This window comes from Marichromatium sp. AB32 (genome assembly GCF_003718675.1).
GTDB classification, from domain to species: Bacteria; Pseudomonadota; Gammaproteobacteria; order Chromatiales; family Chromatiaceae; genus Marichromatium; species Marichromatium gracile.
In genome coordinates this window covers 14175-33002 of the sequence record NZ_RHFJ01000015.1, presented here as the reverse complement: position 1 = coordinate 33002, position 18828 = coordinate 14175, and the positions used below count along the sequence as shown (strand labels likewise).

Here is an 18828-nt window from a genome sequence, read left to right as displayed (position 1 = left end):
GGGGCAGAGCCCTGTCGCGAGTCCGTCAGCCATGCTGAACGCCATGACCATCGACGTGGAGGATTACTTCCAGGTCTCCGCCTTCGAGCGTCACATCGCTCGCACCGACTGGGAGCAGATTCCCTGCCGGATCGAGCGCAACATGGATCGAATCCTCGAGCTGCTCGAGCGTCACGCCACCCGCGCGACCTTCTTCACCCTCGGCTGGATCGCCGAGCGCCATCCCCGGGTGGTGCGCGAGCTGGTCGCCGCCGGGCACGAGCTGGCCTGTCATGGGTTGGCCCATGTGCGCGTCACCCAGCAGACGCCGACGTCCTTTCGCGAGGATGTGCGCCGCAGCAAGGCGCTGCTCGAGGACATCGGCGGGGTCGAGGTCCGTGGCTATCGCGCGGCCAGCTACTCGATCGATCGCGACAACCAGCGCTGGGCGCACGAGACGCTGTACGACTGCGGCTACCGCTACAGCTCCAGCGTCTACCCGGTACGTCATGATCTCTACGGCATCCCCGAGGCGCCGCGCTTTGCCTACCGACCGCTCGCCGGGGTCGAGGACTTCGTCGAGATCCCGATCACCACCAGCACGCTCCTCGGGCGCCGCCTGCCCAGTGGCGGCGGTGGTTTCTTCAGACTCTATCCCTACGCGCTCTCGCGCCAGGCGATCCGACGGATCAACCGTCGCGAGGGGGCCGCCGCGATCTTCTACTTCCACCCCTGGGAGATCGACCCCGACCAGCCCCGTGTCGGCGGTCTCCCGCCGCGTACCCGGGTGCGTCACTATCTCAACCTGGCACGCACCGAGGCGCGGCTCGAGCGCCTGCTCCAGGATTTTCACTGGGGACGCATGGACCAGGTCTTTCTCGAACCGCAAGGAGTGTCTGTTCGCCGATGATGGACTCGCCATCGACCGCCCCCGCCGACCCGGACACGTCAACCGCCGCAATCCGTATCGCCCGACTCGAGACGGACGCCGATCTCGCCCGCTGGGACGCCTTCGTCGACCGTCACCCCGAGGCGACCTTCTTCCACCGCGCCGGCTGGAAGCAGGTGCTCGAGCAGGGGCTCGGTCATCGTGCGCCCTTCCTGTACGCCGAGCGTGACGGCGAGCTGTGCGGCATCCTGCCGCTCGGCGAGATCCGCAGCCTGTTGTTCGGGCGCGCGCTGATCTCCACCCCTTTTTGTGTCTACGGCGGCGCGGTCGCCGACGACCCGGAGGTCCGCGGGCTGCTCGAGGCCGAGGCCTGCCGGCTCGCCGAGACCGCCGGGGTGGGGCACCTGGAGCTGCGCGAGCGCGAGCCGCATCACCCGGAGTGGCCGGGCAAGGCGCTCTATGCCACCTTCCGTCGAGCGATCGATCCCGACCCCGAGCGCAACCTGCAACAGATCCCGCGCAAGCAGCGGGCGATGGTGCGCAAGGGGATCAAGGCGGGGCTGTCGAGCCGCTTCGACGAGGGCGTCGATGCTCTCTATCGGGTCTACAGCGAGAGCGTGCGCAACCTCGGCACCCCGGTGTTCCCGCGTCGTTATTTTCGCGTGCTCAAGCAGGTCTTCGGCGATGATTGCGAGGTGCTGCTGGTCGAGCACCAGGGCGCGCTGGTCTCCGGGGTGATGAGCTTTCGCTTCCGCGACGAGGTGCTGCCCTACTATGGCGGCGGCACCCAGGCGGCGCGCGCGCTCAAGGCCAACGACTTCATGTACTGGGAGGTGATGCGCCGGGCCTGCGTCGACGGCGCGCGTACCTTCGACTTCGGGCGCAGCAAGCGCGGCACCGGGGCCTTCGACTTCAAGCGCAACTGGGGCTTCGAGCCCGAGCCGCTGCACTATGCCTATCGGCTGGTGCGTGCCAGCGAGCTGCCCGACGTCAACCCGCTCAACCCCAAGTATCGGCTCTTCATCGCGGCCTGGAAGCGGCTGCCGCTGCCGCTGAGCCAGCTCATCGGCCCGCTGCTGGCCAGGAATCTCGGCTGAGGACCACACCCGGACATGGATGATCTGCTGTTTCTGGTCCACCGCATCCCCTATCCACCGAACAAGGGCGACAAGATCCGTTCCTTTCACCTGCTGCGCTTCCTCAGCGAGCACTATCGGGTGCACCTGGCGACCTTCATCGACCAGCCCGAGGACCGCGTCCATCGCGCGCGTGTCGCCGAGTGCTGCGCGAGCAGCTGGTTCGGTACCCTCGATCCGCGCCGCGACAAGCTCCTGAGCCTGCGCGGGCTGCTCGGCGGCGAGCCGTTGACGCTCACCTATTACCGCGATCGCGCGCTGCGGCGCTGGCTGCGCGAGACCCGCGCGCGTCATGCCATCGGTCGCGTGCTCGCCTTCTCCTCATCGATGGGCCAGTACCTGTTCGATCCGGCCTGCGCCGATCTGCGCCGGGTGATCGACCTGGTCGATGTCGACTCGGAGAAATGGCGCCAGTACGCCGCCGAGAGTCCGCCGCCGATGCGCTGGGTCTATGCCCGCGAGGCGCGGCGACTGGGCGCGTTCGAGCGTCGCCTGGCCACCGCCTGTGATGCCTCGACGCTGGTCTCCGAGGCCGAGGCGGCGCTCTTTCGTGAGCGGCTCGATGACGCCTCGGCGCGGGTCGAGGTGGTCGGCAATGGTGTCGACACCGCGCACTTCGCCGTGGCTCCCGGGACGCCATCGCCCTATCCGGACCTCGCCCCCAGGCTGGTCTTCACCGGCGCCATGGACTACTGGGCCAATGCCCAGGGCGCGGCCTGGTTCGCCGAGCAGGTGCTGCCGCGGATCCGCGCACGTCGGGCCGATGCCGAGTTCTGGGTGGTGGGGATGAATCCGACCCGCGCGGTGCGCCAGCTCGGGCGGCTGCCCGGCGTTGTGGTCACCGGCGCGGTGCCCGACGTGCGACCCTATCTGCAACATGCCGCCGCGGCGGTGGTGCCGCTGCACATCGCCCGCGGTATCCAGAACAAGGTGCTCGAGGCGATGGCGATGGCGCGTCCGGTCATCGCCACCCCGCAGGCGCTGGAGGGGATCCCGGCGGCCCCGGGGCGCGAGGCCCGGGTGGCCGAGGCAGTCGAGCCCTTCGCCGCCGAGTGTCTCGCCGCGCTGGCGACGTCCGATGACCCGATGGGCGCACAGGGTCGGGCGCTGGTCGAGCGCCATTTCGCCTGGGAGGCGACCCTGCCCAGGCTGGTCGAGCTGTTGGAGGGTGGATCATGAGTCGAGTCGACTGGTTGTCCCGACCGCTCTCGCCGCGGGCGCGGCTGATCTGGCTTGCGCTGCTGCTGCTCGTGCTGCTCGCCGCCTTCTGGCCGACGGTTGCCGGGATGATCGAGATCTGGACGCGCTCGGAGACCTTCACCCACGGCTTCCTGGTGCTGCCGGCGGTGTTGTTCATGATCTGGCGCGAGCGCGCCGGGCTGCGCGGGGTGGTGCTGCGCGGCGAGCCGCTGGCGCTGCTGGCGATCGCCGCCGGGGGGCTGGTGTGGCTGCTGGCGCGGCTCACCGAGGTGGCGGTGATCGAGCAGCTGGCGCTGGTCGGGCTGAGCTGGGCGCTGATCGGGCTGGTGCTCGGCCGGACGATGCTGTGGCGTCTGGCCTTTCCGCTCGCCTTCCTGCTGTTTGCGGTGCCCATGGGCGAGGGGTTGATCTACCCGCTGATGGAGTTCACCGCCGCCTTCACCGTCAACCTGCTGCGCCTGACCGGCATCCCGGTGTTCTGGGACGGCACCTTCTTCAGCATCCCCAGCGGTGACTGGTCGGTGGTGGAGGGCTGCAGCGGGGTGCGCTATCTGATCGCCTCGCTCTTCCTCGGGGTGATCTACGCCTATCTCAGCTATCGCTCGCCCTGGCGCCGGCTTGCCTTCATCGTCCTGGCGGCGGTGGTGCCGCTGCTCGCCAACGGGTTGCGCGCCTATCTGATCGTGATCATCGCCCACCTCAGCGACATGCGCCTGGCCGTCGGCGTCGATCACCTGATCTACGGCTGGGTGTTCTTCGGGCTGGTGATGTTCGTGCTCTTTCTCATCGGCGGGCTGTGGCGCGAGCCGCCGCGCGCCGAGCCAGAGACGCCGACGGTGTCCTCCACCGCCGATCGGCGGGGCGCGCGGCGGCGTGGCGGACACGCGCTGCCCGCGCTCGGGCTGGCGTTGCTGCTCGCCTGGCCGGCGCTCGCCGCCGACCTCGAGCGCCCGCGCGCGATTCAGCCGCTCGCGCTCGCGCCGCTCGCGGCCCCCGCCGGCTGGACGACGGGCGCGGCCTTCACCGAGTGGCGCCCGACCTATCTCGGCGCGAGCGCCACCCTGGAGCAGGTCTTCGTCCGCGATGGCGAGCCCGTCGGGTTCTATCTCGCCGGTTATGCCGGCGAGGGCGGCGAGCTGGTCAACTCGCAGAACGTGCTGGTCGCGCAGAAGCACCCGAGGTGGAAGATGCCGCAGCAGGCGCCGCGTCGCGAGGACCTTGCCGGTGGCTCGCTGGGGCTGATCGAGTCGCGGGTACGGACCCCCGAGCAGACCCTGCTGGTGTGGCACTGGTACTGGATCGACGGCGCGCATCTCGCCAACGACTACCTGGCCAAGCTTCATGAGGCGCTGGCGCTGCTCCAGGGGCGCGGGCGTCACGAGGCCGGGGTGGTGATCTACACCCCGCTCGGACTCGATCCGCAGGCCGCGCGCGCGCGGTTGCGTGCCCTGGCCGAGCGGTTGCGCCCCGCGCTCGACGCCCTGCTCGATGCCCCCAGTCGTCCCGCCGCCGGAGTCCATGATGGCCGAGAATAATCCGCCGCTGATCGTCCATGTCATCCACCGGCTCGCCGTCGGCGGGCTGGAGAACGGACTGGTCAACCTGATCAACCGCACCCCGGAGGGGCGCTATCGTCATGCGATCCTCGCCCTCGAGGGCGTGGATCCTGACTTCCGCGCGCGCATCGAGCGACCGGTCGAGGTCCACGACCTCGCCAAGCGCCCGGGGCAGGACCTCGGGCTCTATCTGCGGATGTGGCGCGCGCTGCGGCGGCTGCGCCCGGCGATCGTCCATACCCGTAACCTCGCCACCCTGGAGATGCAGCTCCCGGCGCGATTGGCCGGGGTGGCGCACCGCGTCCACGGCGAGCACGGGCGTGACGTCCACGACCTCGACAACACCCGCCGCCGGTATCGCTGGCTGCGCCGTGCCTTCCGTCCGCTGGTCGAGGCCTACATCCCGCTCTCGCGCGAGCTGGCCGAGTATCTGCGCGTGGATATCGGGGTCGCGCCCGAACGCATCCACACCATCCGCAACGGGGTCGACGAGCAGCGCTTCCGCCCCGCGCGGCCCGACGAGGAGCCGCGCGCGGTCCTGCCCGCGGGCTTCGCCGGACCGGATGACCTCGTCATCGGCACCGTCGGGCGGCTCGAGCCGGTGAAGGATCAGGCCACCCTGGTGCGTGCCTTCATCGCCCTGGTGCGCGAGGACCCGGCGCGCGGCGCGCGGTTGCGGCTGGTGCTGATCGGCGACGGCTCGCAGCGCACCCGGCTCGGCGCCCTGGTCGATGCCGCCGGGCTCGGCGCCCAGGTGTGGTTCGCCGGCAGTCGCGACGACGTGCCGGCCTGTCTGCGCGCGCTCGATCTGTTCGTGCTGCCCTCGCTCGGCGAGGGCATCTCCAACACCATCCTCGAGGCGATGGCCTCGGGGCTGGCGGTGGTGGCGACCGAGGTCGGCGGCAACGGCGAGCTGGTGGTGGCCGGGGAGACCGGCGCCCTGGTGCCGCGCGACGACACCCAGGCACTTGCCGCCGCGCTGCGGGGCTATCTCGCCGACCCGGCGCTGGCGCGTACCCAGGGCGCGGCGGCGCGCTCACGGATCGAGGCCGAGTTCGGCCTCGGCACCATGGTCGCGCGTTATCTCGAGGTCTATGACGGGCTCCTCGCGGGGCCGGGGGAGTAGGACAGTCCATCATGTGCGGAATCGCAGGCATCTTCGACACCCGGGGGCCGGGGCCGATCGACCCCGAGCTGCTCGGGCGGATGAATGAGGCGCAGCATCATCGCGGCCCGGACGACGGCGGGGTCCACATCGAGCCCGGGGTGGGGCTGGCGCACCGACGTCTGTCGATCATCGACCTCTCCGGCGGGCACCAGCCGCTGTTCAACGAGGACGAGACCGTCGCCGTGGTCTTCAACGGCGAGATCTACAACTTCCAGGAACTGGCCGCCGAGCTGCGCGCCGCCGGGCACCGCTTCCGCACCCACAGCGACACCGAGGTGATCGTCCATGCCTGGGAGGCCTGGGGCGAGGCCTGTGTCGAGCGCTTTCGCGGCATGTTCGCCTTCGCCATCTGGGATCGCGGACGCGAGACCCTGTTCCTCGCCCGTGACCGGCTCGGCATCAAGCCGCTGCACTACGCGCTGCTCGACGACGGCCGGCTGCTGTTCGGCTCCGAGCTGAAGGCGCTGCTGGTCGACCCGACGCTGCCGCGCGCGCTCGACCCCCAGGCGATCGAGGAATACTTCGGCTTCGGCTACATCCCCGATCCACGCACCATCTTCGGCGCGGTGCGCAAGCTCGAACCCGGTCATACCCTGACCCTGCGCCGGGGCCGCACGGCGCCGCCGCAGCCGCGCCGCTACTGGGACCTGGATTTCGCCGACAACGGCGTGCGCGATCTCGACGGCGCCGGCGAGGAGCTCATCGAGCGGCTGCGCGAGGCGGTGCGTATCCGTCTGATCTCCGAGGTGCCGCTCGGTGCCTTCCTCTCCGGCGGGGTCGACTCCAGCGCGGTGGTGGCGATGATGGCCGGGCTCTCCGAGCAGCCGGTCAACACCTGCTCGATCTCCTTCGGCGATCCGCGCTACAACGAGTCGCGCTATGCCGAGCAGGTGGCCGGGCGCTTCGCCACCCGGCACCTGGTCGAATCGGTCGACCCCGACGATTTCGCCCTGCTCGAACGGCTCTCGGCGCTCTACGACGAGCCCTATGCCGACAGCTCGGCGCTGCCGACCTATCGTGTCTGCGAGCTGGCGCGCAAGCGCGTGACCGTCTGTCTCTCCGGTGACGGCGGCGACGAGAGCCTCGCCGGCTATCGCCGCTATCGCTGGCATCTCTACGAGGAACGGCTGCGGCGGTTGTTGCCGCAGGGGATGCGCGGGCCGCTGTTCGGGCTGCTCGGGCGGGTCTATCCCAAGGCCGACTGGGCGCCCAAGGTGCTGCGCGCCAAGTCGACCTTCCAGGCGCTGGCGCGCGACTCGCTCGAGGGCTATTTCGAGAGCGTCTCGATCCTTGGCGACGGGCTGCGTCAGTCGCTGTTCTCGGCCGATTTCAGGCGCGAGTTACAGGGCTATCGCGCCGTCGAGGTGCTGCGTCGTCATGCCGAACGCGCCCCTGATCATCCGCTCTCGCGGGTGCAGTATCTCGACCTCAAGACCTATCTCCCCGGCGACATCCTCACCAAGGTCGATCGCGCCAGCATGGCCCACGGGCTGGAGGTGCGGGTGCCGATCCTCGACCACCAGCTGCTCGAGTGGAGCGCCGGGCTCGCCCCCGGCCTCAAGCTCTCCGGGCGCGAGGGCAAGTATGTGTTCAAGCGCGCGCTCGAGCGCCATCTCGACCCGGAGATCCTCTATCGTCCGAAGATGGGCTTCGCGGTGCCGCTCTCGGCCTGGTTCCGCGGGCCGCTGCGCGAGCAGGTGCGCGAGACCCTGCTCGGCGACCGGCTCGCCGACACCGGGCTGTTCGACAGCAAGCAGCTCGCCTGGATCGTCGACCAGCATCAGTCGGGGATGCGCGAGTTCAGTCCGGCGATCTGGAGCCTGTTCATGTTCGCCGCATTCCACCGGCGGGTGATCGACGGCGAGGGCTGAGGGAGATCCCGGTCGGCCATCGCCGGTGGGACAAGGAAGAGAGGAGGGAGGCTGGTGCGCGAGGGGGGACTTGAACCCCCACGGATTGCTCCACTGGAACCTAAATCCAGCGCGTCTACCAATTCCGCCACCCGCGCAAGCGCATCATTCTATACCGAATCCACCGCGAGATTAAACGGGCGCCGATCGCCATCGGCGCCCGTGTCGTTCAGGGCGTGACCGTGGTCAGGCCGACGCTCACCCAGTCCTGCATCCCGCCGCGATACCACTTGAGCTTGTGCAGCGGATAGCCGATCTCGACCAGGTTCTTGATGTTGGCGGTCGACTGCGGGCACCAGATGCCGTTGCAGAACAGCACCAGGGTCTTGGCCTCGCCGAAGTCCCAGCCGTCCCCGGCCAGTGGTTCGGCGGCGAAGGTGTCGGCCAACACGTGGCGGAAGGTGTCGGCCTCGGTGGGGGTCTCGAAGGTGCCGGCGTTGTCGCGGCTGATGGTGTTCCAGGGGATGTTGACCGATCCCGGGATGGTGCCGCGCAGTACCCAGTCCGGGGTGCGCGAGTCGACCACCAGGATGTTGTCGTCGCCCTGCTCGATACGCTTGAGATAGTCGAGCAGCTCCAGCTCGCCGATGGTCTCGACGCCGGGGACGGCGACCATCGGCTGGACGCAGAAGGGCGGGCAGCCGCGATCTGTCTTCTGGAACGCCTCGGGCAGGGTCGCGTCGCGGTCGTGACCGCGGGCGATGGTGACGCTCTCGCCCTGGTGGGTGACGGTGACCGATTCGATCTCGGGGGAGATCCGGTTCTCGGCGGCCGGTGCGGCGGTGGCGACGCCGAGCGCGCCGGTCAGCGCGACCAGGATCAGGGTGCTGTTCGCGTGCATGGAGGTCTCCTGGGCTCAGGGTTGGCGGATATAGTCGGGGAAGTCGGCGTCGCGCTCGCGCAGCGCCTGCGCGTGACCGAGTTCGCCCTGGCGGCGGGCGCGTTCGGCGAGCGCGATGGCGGCCTCAAAGTCACCGGCGCGGGCCAGTCCCTGCGCCTCGGCGATCAGTTTGGCGGTGTCGCGCCACTCGCCGCCGACCGCGTCGGCGCGCGCGCGTGCGGCCTCGGCCGCGGCGATCGCCGCCTCGGCTGCGGCGGCGCCGGGCTCGGTCTCGTCGCGTTGCGCCTGTTCGTAGGCATGGGTGTCCTGGGCGATCGCCTGCTCGGCGATCCGCACCGCCTTGGTGTATTGGCGCGAGGGCAGCAGCCCCGCCGCGCGTTCGATCAGCGCCGCGGTCTCGTCGACCTCGGCCCCGGCCTCGACGGCGCGTTCGTGAGCGGCGCGCGCCGCGGCGATCGCCGCCTCGGCCTCGCTGCGGTGGGTGGCCCAGGCGGGTGCGATCATCAGTGTGGTGAGCGCCAGAACGAGGGTGAAGCGGGCGCGGGTGCGAAATGGCGTCATGCCGTCATCTCCTCTGGTGCGTGGGCCGGGATCATTTGCGCGCACCCGGGCCGTTGAGCGGCAGACCGTTGTTCATGTAGGTCATGAAGAACTCCAGGTTGCGATATTCCTCGCCCTGGGCGGGGAAGGCCTTGGCGCGGACCTGCTCGTTGCAGCCGCTGAAGCGGCGGTGCAGGGTGCCCATCTCGCCCCACTTGGAGCGATAGACCGGGAAATGGGTGGTGTGGCCGTAGGCGGGACTGAGGATCTCGGTGCGCAGCGTGGTGCCCGAATTGCCCATATGGCAGTGGCTGCAGGCGAAGTTGAGCTGGCCGCGACGGGCGAAATAGAACTGTCTGCCCTGTTCGTAGGCGGCCAGCGCGCGGGGGTCGTCCTCGGGGATCTCGACGGCGGTGATCTGGCCGCGCGAGGCGAAGGCGATGTAGGCGACCAGGTCGGCGATCGGGCCTTTCTTGTACTTCAGCGGTGGCTCGTCGTTGGCCGCGCGGCAGTCGTTGAGCGCCAGCGGCAGGGTGATCACCATGCCGCGCTCGCGGTCCCAGTGCGGATAGCGCCCGGCGATCGCCGGCCCGTCGGGGAAGCAGTCGGCATAGCCCTGGCCGTTGGCGAAGGGGGTGTTCCACATCTCCTCGCCCTTGCTGAGGGCGGTCTCGTAGGGGGGGAACTCCTCGATCGCCTCCCAGTTCTCGCGCCCGACCGGGTCGAGCGCGTAGGCGCCGTTGATGAAGTCCTCGGTGGCGATGGCGGGGAAGCGGGTCTCGAAATACTGCTGGAAGGCGGCGCGGTCCTCCTCGGGACCGGCCGCGACCGGGGCGGCGAGCAGTGCGCCGGCGAGCAGCGCCAGGGCGCGATGGCTGGTCTTGGCTGTCATGCGTGCTCCTCCGTGTCGGGTGGCTGCGGTGCCGTGATCCTCTATAGCGACCAGACGAACTCGACCACATCGGCGAATTCCCGCTCGGTGAGGATCTCGTGCTTGCCGAAGGGCGGCATCACCACCTCGGGGTTCTGCGCCGTGGGGTCCCAGATCTGTTCGGCGAGCGCGCGTTTGCTCGGGTAGCGGGTCTGCATGGCGATCAGTATCGGGCCGATGGCGCCAGGGCTCTCGGCGCCGGCGATCACGTGGCAGGCGACGCAATTGCCCTTGGCGCGCGTGGTGGCGACGATGCGCCCGGCCTCGATGTCGCCCTCGAGCGCGAGGTCGGAGGGCATCTCGGCGCGCGTCGGCGCGGTGCCGAGCGCCAGGGTGAGCGAGAGTGCGGTCAGCACCAGCCTGGGGTGCGGGGACGAGCTCATGCGGGGCCTCCTGGATCTCCGTTGGTGACGGTGGTGGTCTGGGGCGGCCAGGGGCGTGATCGTCGGCGATCCGGTCGAGCGTCGGTGGTGTCGCGCGCATCGTGGAGCGGTGCGCGCCGGGTCGAACGGTACCGGATGTCTTCTATGGTTATTGTGTGCGCCGCCCCGTGCGCCGAAAGTGAAGGTGACGACCGGTGTTTTCAATCTCGTCGTGACACCTTCGATGTCGTCGCGGGGTGTCTTGCAATCGTGGCGGGAGCGCCGATTTCTTTGTCTTGTTAGTCCGCACGGCCCGATGCCGAGCCCGAGAGAACCCAGCAGGAGGACATCCCCGATGACCCTGTCGCGACGTGACTTCGTGCGCCTGCTCGCCCTCGCGGGCGCCGCCGGCATGCTCCCGCTCAGCGCCCGCGCCGCGCGGCGCATCCCCGCCGATCCCTACGACCTGCCGGTCTTCGGCAACCTCCGGCTGCTCCACATCACCGACACCCATGCCCAGCTCAACCCGGTCTACTACCGCGAGCCCAACGTCAACCTCGGGCTGGGGGCGGCGCGTGGGCGAGCGCCGCACCTGGTCGGGCAGGCGCTGCTCGATCACTTCGGGGTCGCACCGGGGGGGCTCGAGGCCCATGCGCTGACCTATCTCGACTATGCCGAGCAGGCCGAGCGCTTCGGCCGGGTCGGCGGCTTTGCCCAGCTGCGTACCCTGGTCGAGCGGCTGCGCGCCGAGCGTGGGCGCGAGGCCACCCTGCTGCTCGACGGCGGCGACACCTGGCAGGGCTCGGGGACGGCTTACTGGACCCGTGGGCGCGACATGGTCGGCGCCTGCAACCTGCTCGGCGTCGACGTGATGACCGGGCACTGGGAGTTCACCTATCGCGATGCCGAGGTGATCGACAACATCGCCGCCTTCGCCGGCGACTTCGTCGCGCAGAACGTCAAGGTGCGCGAGGAGGCGCTGTTCGACTATCGCTTCGAGGACTTCGCCGGCTTCGACGAGGACCTCGGGCTGGCCTTCGACCCCTATGTGATCCGCGAGGCCGGCGGGGTGCGGGTGGCGGTGATCGGCCAGGCCTTCCCCTATACCCCGATCGCCAACCCGAGCCGATTCATCCCCGACTGGACCTTCGGCATCCAGGAGGGGCGGCTGCAGGAGATCGTCGATCGGGTGCGTGAGCGCGAGCGCCCGGCGCTGGTGGTGCTGCTCTCGCACAACGGCATGGACGTCGATCTCAAGCTCGCCTCGCGGGTGCGCGGCATCGATCTGATCCTCGGCGGTCACACCCACGACGGCGTGCCCGCGCCGCAGGTGGTCGACAACCCGGGCGGGCGCACCCTGGTGACCAACGCCGGCTCCAACGGCAAGTTCCTCGGGGTGATGGACCTCGATGTCGGCCCGGGGGGGCTGCGCGACTTCCGCTATCGGCTGCTGCCGGTGTTCTCCGACCTGATCGCGCCCGATCCGGAGATGACCGACTATATCGCCGGGGTGCGTGCACCCTATCGCGCGCGCCTCGAAGAGCCCCTGGCGGTGGCCGGGCAGACGCTGTATCGTCGCGGCAACTTCAACGGCACCTTCGACCAGCTCATCTGCGATGCGCTGCGCACGGTCAAGGACGCCGAGATCGCCCTCTCGCCCGGGTTCCGCTGGGGGACCACCCTGCTGCCGGGCCAGACCATCACCATGGAACACGTGCTCGACCAGACCTGCATCACCTACCCCGAGACCTATCGGCGCGAGATGACCGGCGCCGAGCTCAAGGCCATCCTCGAGGACGTCTGCGACAACCTCTTCAACCCCGATCCCTATGTTCAGCAGGGTGGCGACATGGTGCGTAGCGGCGGGCTCGACTATGTCTGCGAGCCCGGCGCGGCGATCGGCTCGCGGATCCGGTCGCTGCGTCTCGCCGACGCCACCCCCATCGAGGCCGACAAGCGCTATGTGGTGGCCGGCTGGGCGAGCGTCGGCGCCCAGGCCGAGGGCGAGCCGATCTGGGAGACGGTGGCGACCTATCTGCGCGATCGCGAGCGGATCGACATCGCCCGGCTCGAGACCCCACGTCTCGAGGGCGTCGCCGACAACCCCGGCATCGCCGATTATCCAGGAGAGGTTTAGTGCGTGATGGCAGTGGGCGCGTCGCGGTATGGCGCGTGGCGAGTGCGGTGGTGGCCGTGGGTTGGAGCAGTGCGGCCAGCGCCGAGCCGGTGGCGGGGTTGATCGAGCCGGCGTGGCTGATCGGACCGTTGTTGTTGCTGGTGGTGACCTTCGTGATCTGGAATCGGCGGCTGCGTCGTGAGGTCGTGCAACGGCGTGCCGCCGAGCAGGCGTTGCGGCGCTATCGTCAGGTGGTCTCGGCGACCCAGGACTCGATCTCGCTGATCGACCGCAATGCTGTCTATCTGCTGGTCAACGAGTCGTATCTGCGCATCTTCGAGCGTCGCTATGACGACATCGTCGGCCATTCGGCCCGCGAGCTGCTCGGCGACGAGACCTTCGAGCGCGTGGTGGCGCCGCGGTTGGCGCGCTGTCTGGCCGGCGAGACGGTCAACTATCAGGCCTGGTTCGAGCTGCCCAGCACCGGGCGCTGTTATCTCGACGTGATCTATGCCCCTTACCGCGATCAGGGTACGGAGATCGACGGCGTACTGGTCAGCGTGCGCGACATCACCGAGCGGCGCCGTGCCGAGGAGGCGCGCCAGCTCGCCGCCAACGTCTTCACCCATGCCCGCGAGGGCATCGTCATCACCGACGCGCAGGGGGACATCGTCGACCTGAATGCCGCCTTCGTCGAGATCACCGGCGAGTCGCGCGAGACCCTGCTCGGTCGCCGTCCGGCGGTGCTCGAGTCCGGCGCCGGGCTGCTCGGTGGCAGCGATGCCGTCACCGTCGAGGCGATCTGGACGACCCTGGCCGATCAGGGCCACTGGGAGGGCGAGTTCTGGGGCCGACGACGCGGCGGCGAGAGCTATGTGGCGATGATCACCATGACCGCGGTCGGCGACGAGGCGGGCGCGTTGCAGCACTATGTCCTGCTCTATCACGACATCACCGCGCTCAAGCTGCAACAGCGCAGGCTCGAACAGGCGGCGCACTACGACGGCCTCACCGGGCTGCCCAACCGCGCGCTGCTGTTCGATCGGCTCGAGCAGGCGATGACCCAGGTGCAGCGACGTGGCGGCGCCCTGGCGCTGGTCTATTTCGACCTCGACGGCTTCAAGGCGGTCAACGACGGGCTCGGTCACGAGGCCGGCGACCGTCTGCTCGCCGGCCTCGCCGTGCGGATGCGCGGGGTGTTGCGCGAGGGCGATACCGTCGCCCGGCTCGGCGGTGACGAGTTCGTCGCCGTGCTGCTCGATCCGGGCGGGATCGCCGAACTCGCGCCGCTGCTCGATCGTCTGCTCGAGGCGCTCTCGCGCCCCATGCCGATCACCGATCACCTGGTGCAGGTCTCGGCCAGCCTCGGCGTCAGTTGCTTCAAGCAGGGCGACGAGATCACCCCGGATCTGCTGCTGCGCCGCGCCGATCAGGCGATGTATCAGGCCAAGCTCGCCGGCAAGGGGCGCTATCGCTTCTTCACCCCGGGGGTCGACGACGCCCCGCGCCGTCACGCGCTCGCCGGCTGAGGCTCACAGCCTGACCCCGGGCGAGGCGCTGTAGCTGTCGAGCACGTTGACGTAGTTGGCGCGCTCGAACTCCGCCGGGTTGGGCACGGCCAGGGCGCTGACCCGGCCGCGGAAGTCCTCCACCGACTCGAACCCCTGCTCCTCCATCCACTGCTCCACCCCGCCGATCACCTCGCCGAGATAGGCCGGGCCGTGGGCGAGCAGCGCGCTGCACAGGTGTACCACGTCGGCGCCGGCGAGCAGCAGCTTGATCGCGTCCGCGGCGGTGTGCACGCCGCCGGTGGCGCCCAGCGACAGGCCCTCGAAGCGACCGTGGAGCAGGGCGATCCAGCGCATCGCCAGCAGCGCCTCGGCCGAGGTCGAGGGGTGCAGGCTCGGCTGCAGGCGCAGGGTGTCGATGTTGATGTCGGGCTGATAGAAGCGGTTGAACAGCGCCACCCCGTTGGCCCCGGCGGCGGCGAGCTGACCGATCAGGTGGCCGAGCGAGCTGAAGCTCGGCGAGAGCTTCATGTTGATGGGGATGGCGACGTGAGCGCGCAGGTCGCGCAGCAGGTCGAGATAGCGTGCCTCGACCGTGGCGCCGTCCTGACCGATGTCGCCGGCGACATAGTAGACGTTGAGTTCCAGGGCGTCGGCCCCGGCACGCTCGATCTCGCCGGCATGGGCGATCCAGCCGCCGGGGGTGACGCCGTTGAGGCTGGCGATGACGGGGATGTCGAGCGCCGCCTTGAGCCGGCCGATGTGCGCCAGGTACTGCTCGAGCGGGCTGTCGAAGTCGTGATAGTCGGGCAGGAAGCCGTCATCGGCCTCGGCGAAGCCGATCTCCTGGTGGTGGAGGAAGCGCACCATGGCCTCGGACTCGGCGCTGACCGCCTCCTCGAACAGCGACCAGAGGATGATCGCCGAGGCGCCGTGGTCCTCGAGCGCGCGCGCCTGGTCGAGGCTGCGTGAGAGCGGCGAGGCGGAGGGGACGAAGGGGTTGCTGAGGTCGAGACCCAGATACTTGGTCGCTAGATCCATGATCGGCTCCGTGTTCGGTCCGGGACGGTGTGTTCAGTGGTTGTGCTCGTCGGCATCGGCCGCTGGCGCCTTCTGCAGCGCGATCTGCGCGAGCTGCTCGTAGAGGCTGAAGCGTGTCTGCACATGACGCTGGGCCTGTTGCAGGTAGCGTTCGGCGGCCTCGGGGTGGATGCGCTCGAGCACGCTGAAGCGGGTCTCGGTGGCGATGAAGTCGCGATAGGGCAGGCTCGGCGGCTTGCTGTCGATGTGCAGCGGGTGTTCGCCGGCGGCGGCGCGGCGCGGGTCGTAGCGCAGCAGCGACCAGTGTCCCGAGTTGACCGCCATGTCCTGCTGGCGCAGGTTGTTGGAGAGATCGACGCCGTGGGCGATGCAGGGCGCGTAGCAGATGATCACCGAGGGGCCGGGGTAGGACTCGGCCTCGAGGAAGGCGCGCACCGTCTGCACGTCCTTGGCGCCGAAGGCGACCTGGGCGACATAGACGTTCTCGTAGGCCATCGCCATCAGCGCCAGGTCCTTCTTGAAGGTCGGCTTGCCGCCGGCGGAGAACTTGGCCACGGCGCCGAGCGGGGTGGCCTTGGAGGTCTGGCCGCCGGTGTTGGAATAGACCTCGGTGTCGAGGATCAACAGGTTGACGTCGCGTCCGCTGGCGAGCACGTGATCGACACCGCCGTAGCCGATGTCGTAGGCCCAGCCGTCGCCGCCGACGATCCACACGCTGCGCTTGACCAGCTGATCGCACAGCCCCTCGAGCAGTCGCGCCTCGGGCGCGTCGATGCCGCTGAGCGCCAGGCGCAGCCGCTCGATGCGTGCGCGCTGGGCGTGGATGCCGGCCTCGTCGGACTGCTCGGCCTCGAGGATCTCGCGCGCCAGCCCCACGCCGATGGTGTCGGCGAGCCGACCGAGCAGCTCGCGCGCCTGATCGCGCTGCTTGTCGATCGCCAGGCGCATGCCCAGCCCGAATTCGGCGTTGTCCTCGAACAGCGAGTTGTTCCAGGTCGGTCCGCGGCCCTCGGGATCGGTGGTGTAGGGCGTGGTCGGCAGGTTGCCACCGTAGATCGAGGAGCAGCCGGTGGCGTTGGCGATCAGCATGCGGTCGCCGAAGAGCTGGGTGGCGAGCTTGACGTAGGGCGTCTCGCCGCAGCCGACACAGGCCCCGGAGAACTCGAACAGCGGCTGCATCAGCATCGCGTGCTTGATCTTGGTCGGTTCGAGCTGGGTGCGGTCGTACTCGGGGAGATCGAGGAAGAAGTCCCAGTGCGTCTGCTCGGCGGCATGGATCTCGCCGGCCTCGACCAGGTTGAGCGCCTTGCGGCTCGGGTCCTTGCGGTCGCGGATCGGGCAGACCTCGACACAGAGCCCGCAGCCGGTGCAGTCGTCGGGGGCGATCTGGTAGCTGATGCGGTGTCCGGCGGGGAAGTCGCGTCCCTTGACCGGGGCGCTGAGAAAGCCCGCGGGCGCGCTCGCCAGCGTCTCCTCCGGATAGACCTTGGCGCGGATCGCCGCGTGCGGGCAGACCAGCGGGCACTTGCCGCACTGGGTGCACAGCTCGGGCTCCCACAGCGGCAGTTGCAGCGCGATGTTGCGCTTCTCGAAGCGGGTGGTGCCGGTCGGCCAGGTGCCGTCGGCGGGCATCAGGCTCACCGGCAGCCGGTCGCCGAGTCCGGCGATCAGCGGTGCGGTGACCTGGCGGACGAACTCGGGGGCATCGGCCGGGACCACCGGCGGGCGCTCGAAGTCGCTGCTCGGCGTCGCCGGCACACTGACCTGGTGCAGCCCGGCGAGCGCGGCGTCGATCGCGCGATAGTTGCGATCGAGCAGGCGCTGGCCCTTGCGTCCGTAGGTCTTGCGCACCGCCTCCTTGATGTGGGTGATGGCCTCGTCGCGGGGCAGCACCCCGGAGATGGCGAAGAAGCAGGTCTGCATGATGGTGTTGATGCGCCGTCCCATGCCGGTCGCGGCGGCGATGCCATAGGCGTCGACGACATAGAAGGCGAGCCCCTTGTCGATCATCTGTTGCTGCATCGACCGTGGCAGGCCGTTCCACGCCTGATCGGGCGGGGCGGCGCTGTTGAGCAGGAAGGTCGCCCCGGGGGCGGCGAGCGCGAGCATGTCGTAGCGCTCGAGGAAGGTCGGTTGGTGACAGGCGACGAACTGCGCCTCGTCGGCGCCGATCAGATAGGTGCTGGAGATCGGTCGCGGGCCGAAGCGCAGATGGCTGATGGTGACCGCGCCGGCCTTCTTGGAGTCGTACTGGAAATAGCCCTGGCCGTAGTTGGGCGTCTCCTCGCTGATGATCTTGATCGAGTTCTTGTTGGCCGAGACGGTGCCGTCCGAGCCGAGTCCGTAGAAGACGCAGGCGCTCACGCCGGCGCTGGCGTCGGGGCGGAAGGCGGGGTCCCAGTCGAGGCTGGTGTGGCCGACGTCATCGATGATGCCGACGGTGAAGGGGCAGCGCGGCTGCTCGGCGGCGAGCTCGTCGAGCACCGCCTTGGCCATCGCCGGGGTGAACTCCTTGGAGGACAGCCCGAAGCGCCCGCCGATCACCCGGGGCATCGTCGCGCGCGCGCCGCTGGCATGGGCCTGGGCGAGGGCGGTGAGCACGTCCTTGTAGAGCGGCTCGCCGTCGGCGCCGGGCTCCTTGGTGCGATCGAGCACCGCGATCCGCGCGGCGCTGGCGGGCAGCGCGGCGAGCAGCGCCTTGGGCGCGAAGGGACGGAACAGCCGCACCTTGACCAGCCCGACCCGCTCGCCGCGCGCGACCAGGTGCTCGATGGTCTCCTCGGCCGCCCCGATCCCCGAGCCCATCAGCACCAGCACGCGCTCGGCGTCGGGTGCGCCGACATAGTCGAAGGGCTGGTAGTGACGACCGGTGTGTCCGGCGAAGCGGGTCATCACCCGGGCGACGATCTCCGCGGTGGCCTCATAGTAGGGGTTGACCGACTCGCGCCCCTGGAAATAGACGTCGGGGTTCTGCGAGGTGCCGCGGATCACCGGTCGGTCGGGGTTGAGGGCGCGCGCGCGACAGGCCCGTACCTGCTCCTCGCTGATCAGCGCGCGCACCGTCTCGCGCGGGATGCGCGCGATCTTGCTGACCTCGTGCGAGGTGCGGAAGCCGTCGAAGAAGTGCAGGAAGGGCACCCGGCTCTCCAGGGTCGCGGCCTGGGCGATCAGCGCAAAATCCATCACCTCCTGCACCGAGGCCGCGCACAGCATCGCGAAGCCGGTGCCGCGACAGGCCATGACGTCACCGTGATCGCCGAAGATCGACAGCGCCTGGGCGGCCAGCGAGCGCGCCGAGACATGGATCACCGTCGGGGTCAGCTCGCCGGCGATCTTGTACATGTTGGGGATCATCAGCAGCAGCCCCTGCGAGGCGGTGAAGGTGGTCGCGAGCGACCCCGCCTGCAGCGCCCCGTGGACCGCGCCAGCGGCACCGGCCTCGCTCTGCATCTCGATCACGTCGGGGACCGTGCCCCACAGATTGGTGACCCCCAGCGAGGACCACTCGTCCGACCACTCACCCATCGGCGAGGCCGGGGTGATCGGGTAGATGGCGATGACCTCGTTGGTCATGTGGGCGATGTAGGCCGCGGCTTCGTTGCCGTCGAGCGAGACCATTTCTGTGTGCGACATCGATCTGTCCCGGGTTGC

At 69.5% G+C, this 18828-nt stretch carries 14 protein-coding genes and 1 tRNA gene; 8 read left to right on the top strand and 7 right to left on the bottom strand.

Annotated features, from left to right (window positions below; translation table 11 throughout):
• Window positions 1-31: 31 nt before the first annotated feature.
• Genes EBL85_RS06800 through EBL85_RS06775 form a run of 6 tightly spaced genes read left to right on the top strand, consistent with a single transcriptional unit; the run spans window position 32 to window position 7799 of the window.
• Window positions 32-889, top strand: a complete 858-nt coding sequence (locus EBL85_RS06800) for an XrtA system polysaccharide deacetylase (RefSeq protein WP_123140322.1) — start codon at window positions 32-34, stop codon at window positions 887-889.
• Entirely contained in the window at window positions 886-1965 is a 1080-nt protein-coding gene (locus EBL85_RS06795; RefSeq protein ID WP_123142497.1) for a FemAB family XrtA/PEP-CTERM system-associated protein, read from the top strand. The genes EBL85_RS06800 and EBL85_RS06795 overlap by 4 nt, the downstream gene beginning before the upstream one ends.
• Before the next feature lie 15 nt (window positions 1966-1980).
• Window positions 1981-3183, top strand: a complete 1203-nt coding sequence (locus tag EBL85_RS06790; RefSeq protein WP_123142496.1) for a TIGR03087 family PEP-CTERM/XrtA system glycosyltransferase — start codon at window positions 1981-1983, stop codon at window positions 3181-3183.
• Window positions 3180-4739 carry an exosortase A gene (gene xrtA, locus EBL85_RS06785; protein ID WP_123140319.1) on the top strand — a complete coding sequence of 520 codons (1560 nt, stop codon included), beginning with the start codon at window positions 3180-3182 and terminating at the stop codon, window positions 4737-4739. The genes EBL85_RS06790 and xrtA overlap by 4 nt, the downstream gene beginning before the upstream one ends.
• A complete protein-coding gene (locus EBL85_RS06780) occupies window positions 4726-5886 on the top strand; it encodes a TIGR03088 family PEP-CTERM/XrtA system glycosyltransferase (protein ID WP_123142495.1) in 1161 nt (386 codons plus the stop codon). Before xrtA ends, EBL85_RS06780 begins: the two co-directional genes overlap by 14 nt.
• Window positions 5887-5897: 11 nt before the next feature.
• Window positions 5898-7799, top strand: coding sequence for an XrtA/PEP-CTERM system amidotransferase (locus EBL85_RS06775; protein WP_123142494.1), 1902 nt, complete (start codon window positions 5898-5900; stop codon window positions 7797-7799).
• Between the two features lie 52 nt (window positions 7800-7851).
• Here the strand turns inward: EBL85_RS06775 and EBL85_RS06770 are convergent.
• From EBL85_RS06770 to soxX, 5 genes are all read right to left on the bottom strand, one after another.
• Window positions 7852-7936: transfer RNA gene (locus EBL85_RS06770), tRNA-Leu, on the bottom strand.
• Between the two features lie 71 nt (window positions 7937-8007).
• Window positions 8008-8679: a rhodanese-like domain-containing protein gene (locus tag EBL85_RS06765; protein ID WP_123142493.1), complete on the bottom strand. Its 672-nt coding sequence runs from the start codon at window positions 8677-8679 to the stop codon at window positions 8008-8010.
• A gap of 15 nt (window positions 8680-8694) precedes the next feature.
• Window positions 8695-9240: a hypothetical protein gene (locus tag EBL85_RS06760; RefSeq protein ID WP_123142492.1), complete on the bottom strand. Its 546-nt coding sequence runs from the start codon at window positions 9238-9240 to the stop codon at window positions 8695-8697.
• Window positions 9241-9271: 31 nt separating this feature from the next.
• Complete coding sequence (gene soxA / locus EBL85_RS06755; protein WP_123142491.1) at window positions 9272-10111, bottom strand: sulfur oxidation c-type cytochrome SoxA; 840 nt, start codon at window positions 10109-10111, stop codon at window positions 9272-9274.
• 41 nt (window positions 10112-10152) lie between these two features.
• Entirely contained in the window at window positions 10153-10533 is a 381-nt protein-coding gene (soxX, locus tag EBL85_RS06750; RefSeq protein ID WP_123142490.1) for a sulfur oxidation c-type cytochrome SoxX, read from the bottom strand.
• 334 nt (window positions 10534-10867) lie between these two features.
• Here soxX and soxB point away from each other — a divergent pair, with 334 nt between their 5' ends.
• Together soxB and EBL85_RS06740 are read left to right on the top strand one after the other, a co-directional pair.
• Window positions 10868-12649, top strand: a complete 1782-nt coding sequence (gene soxB / locus EBL85_RS06745; protein WP_123142489.1) for a thiosulfohydrolase SoxB — start codon at window positions 10868-10870, stop codon at window positions 12647-12649.
• A complete protein-coding gene (locus tag EBL85_RS06740) occupies window positions 12649-14157 on the top strand; it encodes a diguanylate cyclase domain-containing protein (protein ID WP_123142488.1) in 1509 nt (502 codons plus the stop codon). Before soxB ends, EBL85_RS06740 begins: the two co-directional genes overlap by 1 nt.
• Window positions 14158-14160: 3 nt before the next feature.
• Here the strand turns inward: EBL85_RS06740 and EBL85_RS06735 are convergent, their stop codons facing one another.
• A complete protein-coding gene (locus EBL85_RS06735; protein WP_123140310.1) occupies window positions 14161-15177 on the bottom strand; it encodes a dihydroorotate dehydrogenase-like protein in 1017 nt (338 codons plus the stop codon).
• Window positions 15178-15210: 33 nt separating this feature from the next.
• Window positions 15211-18810, bottom strand: a complete 3600-nt coding sequence (nifJ, locus tag EBL85_RS06730) for a pyruvate:ferredoxin (flavodoxin) oxidoreductase (RefSeq protein ID WP_123142487.1) — start codon at window positions 18808-18810, stop codon at window positions 15211-15213.
• Window positions 18811-18828 lie beyond the last annotated feature (18 nt).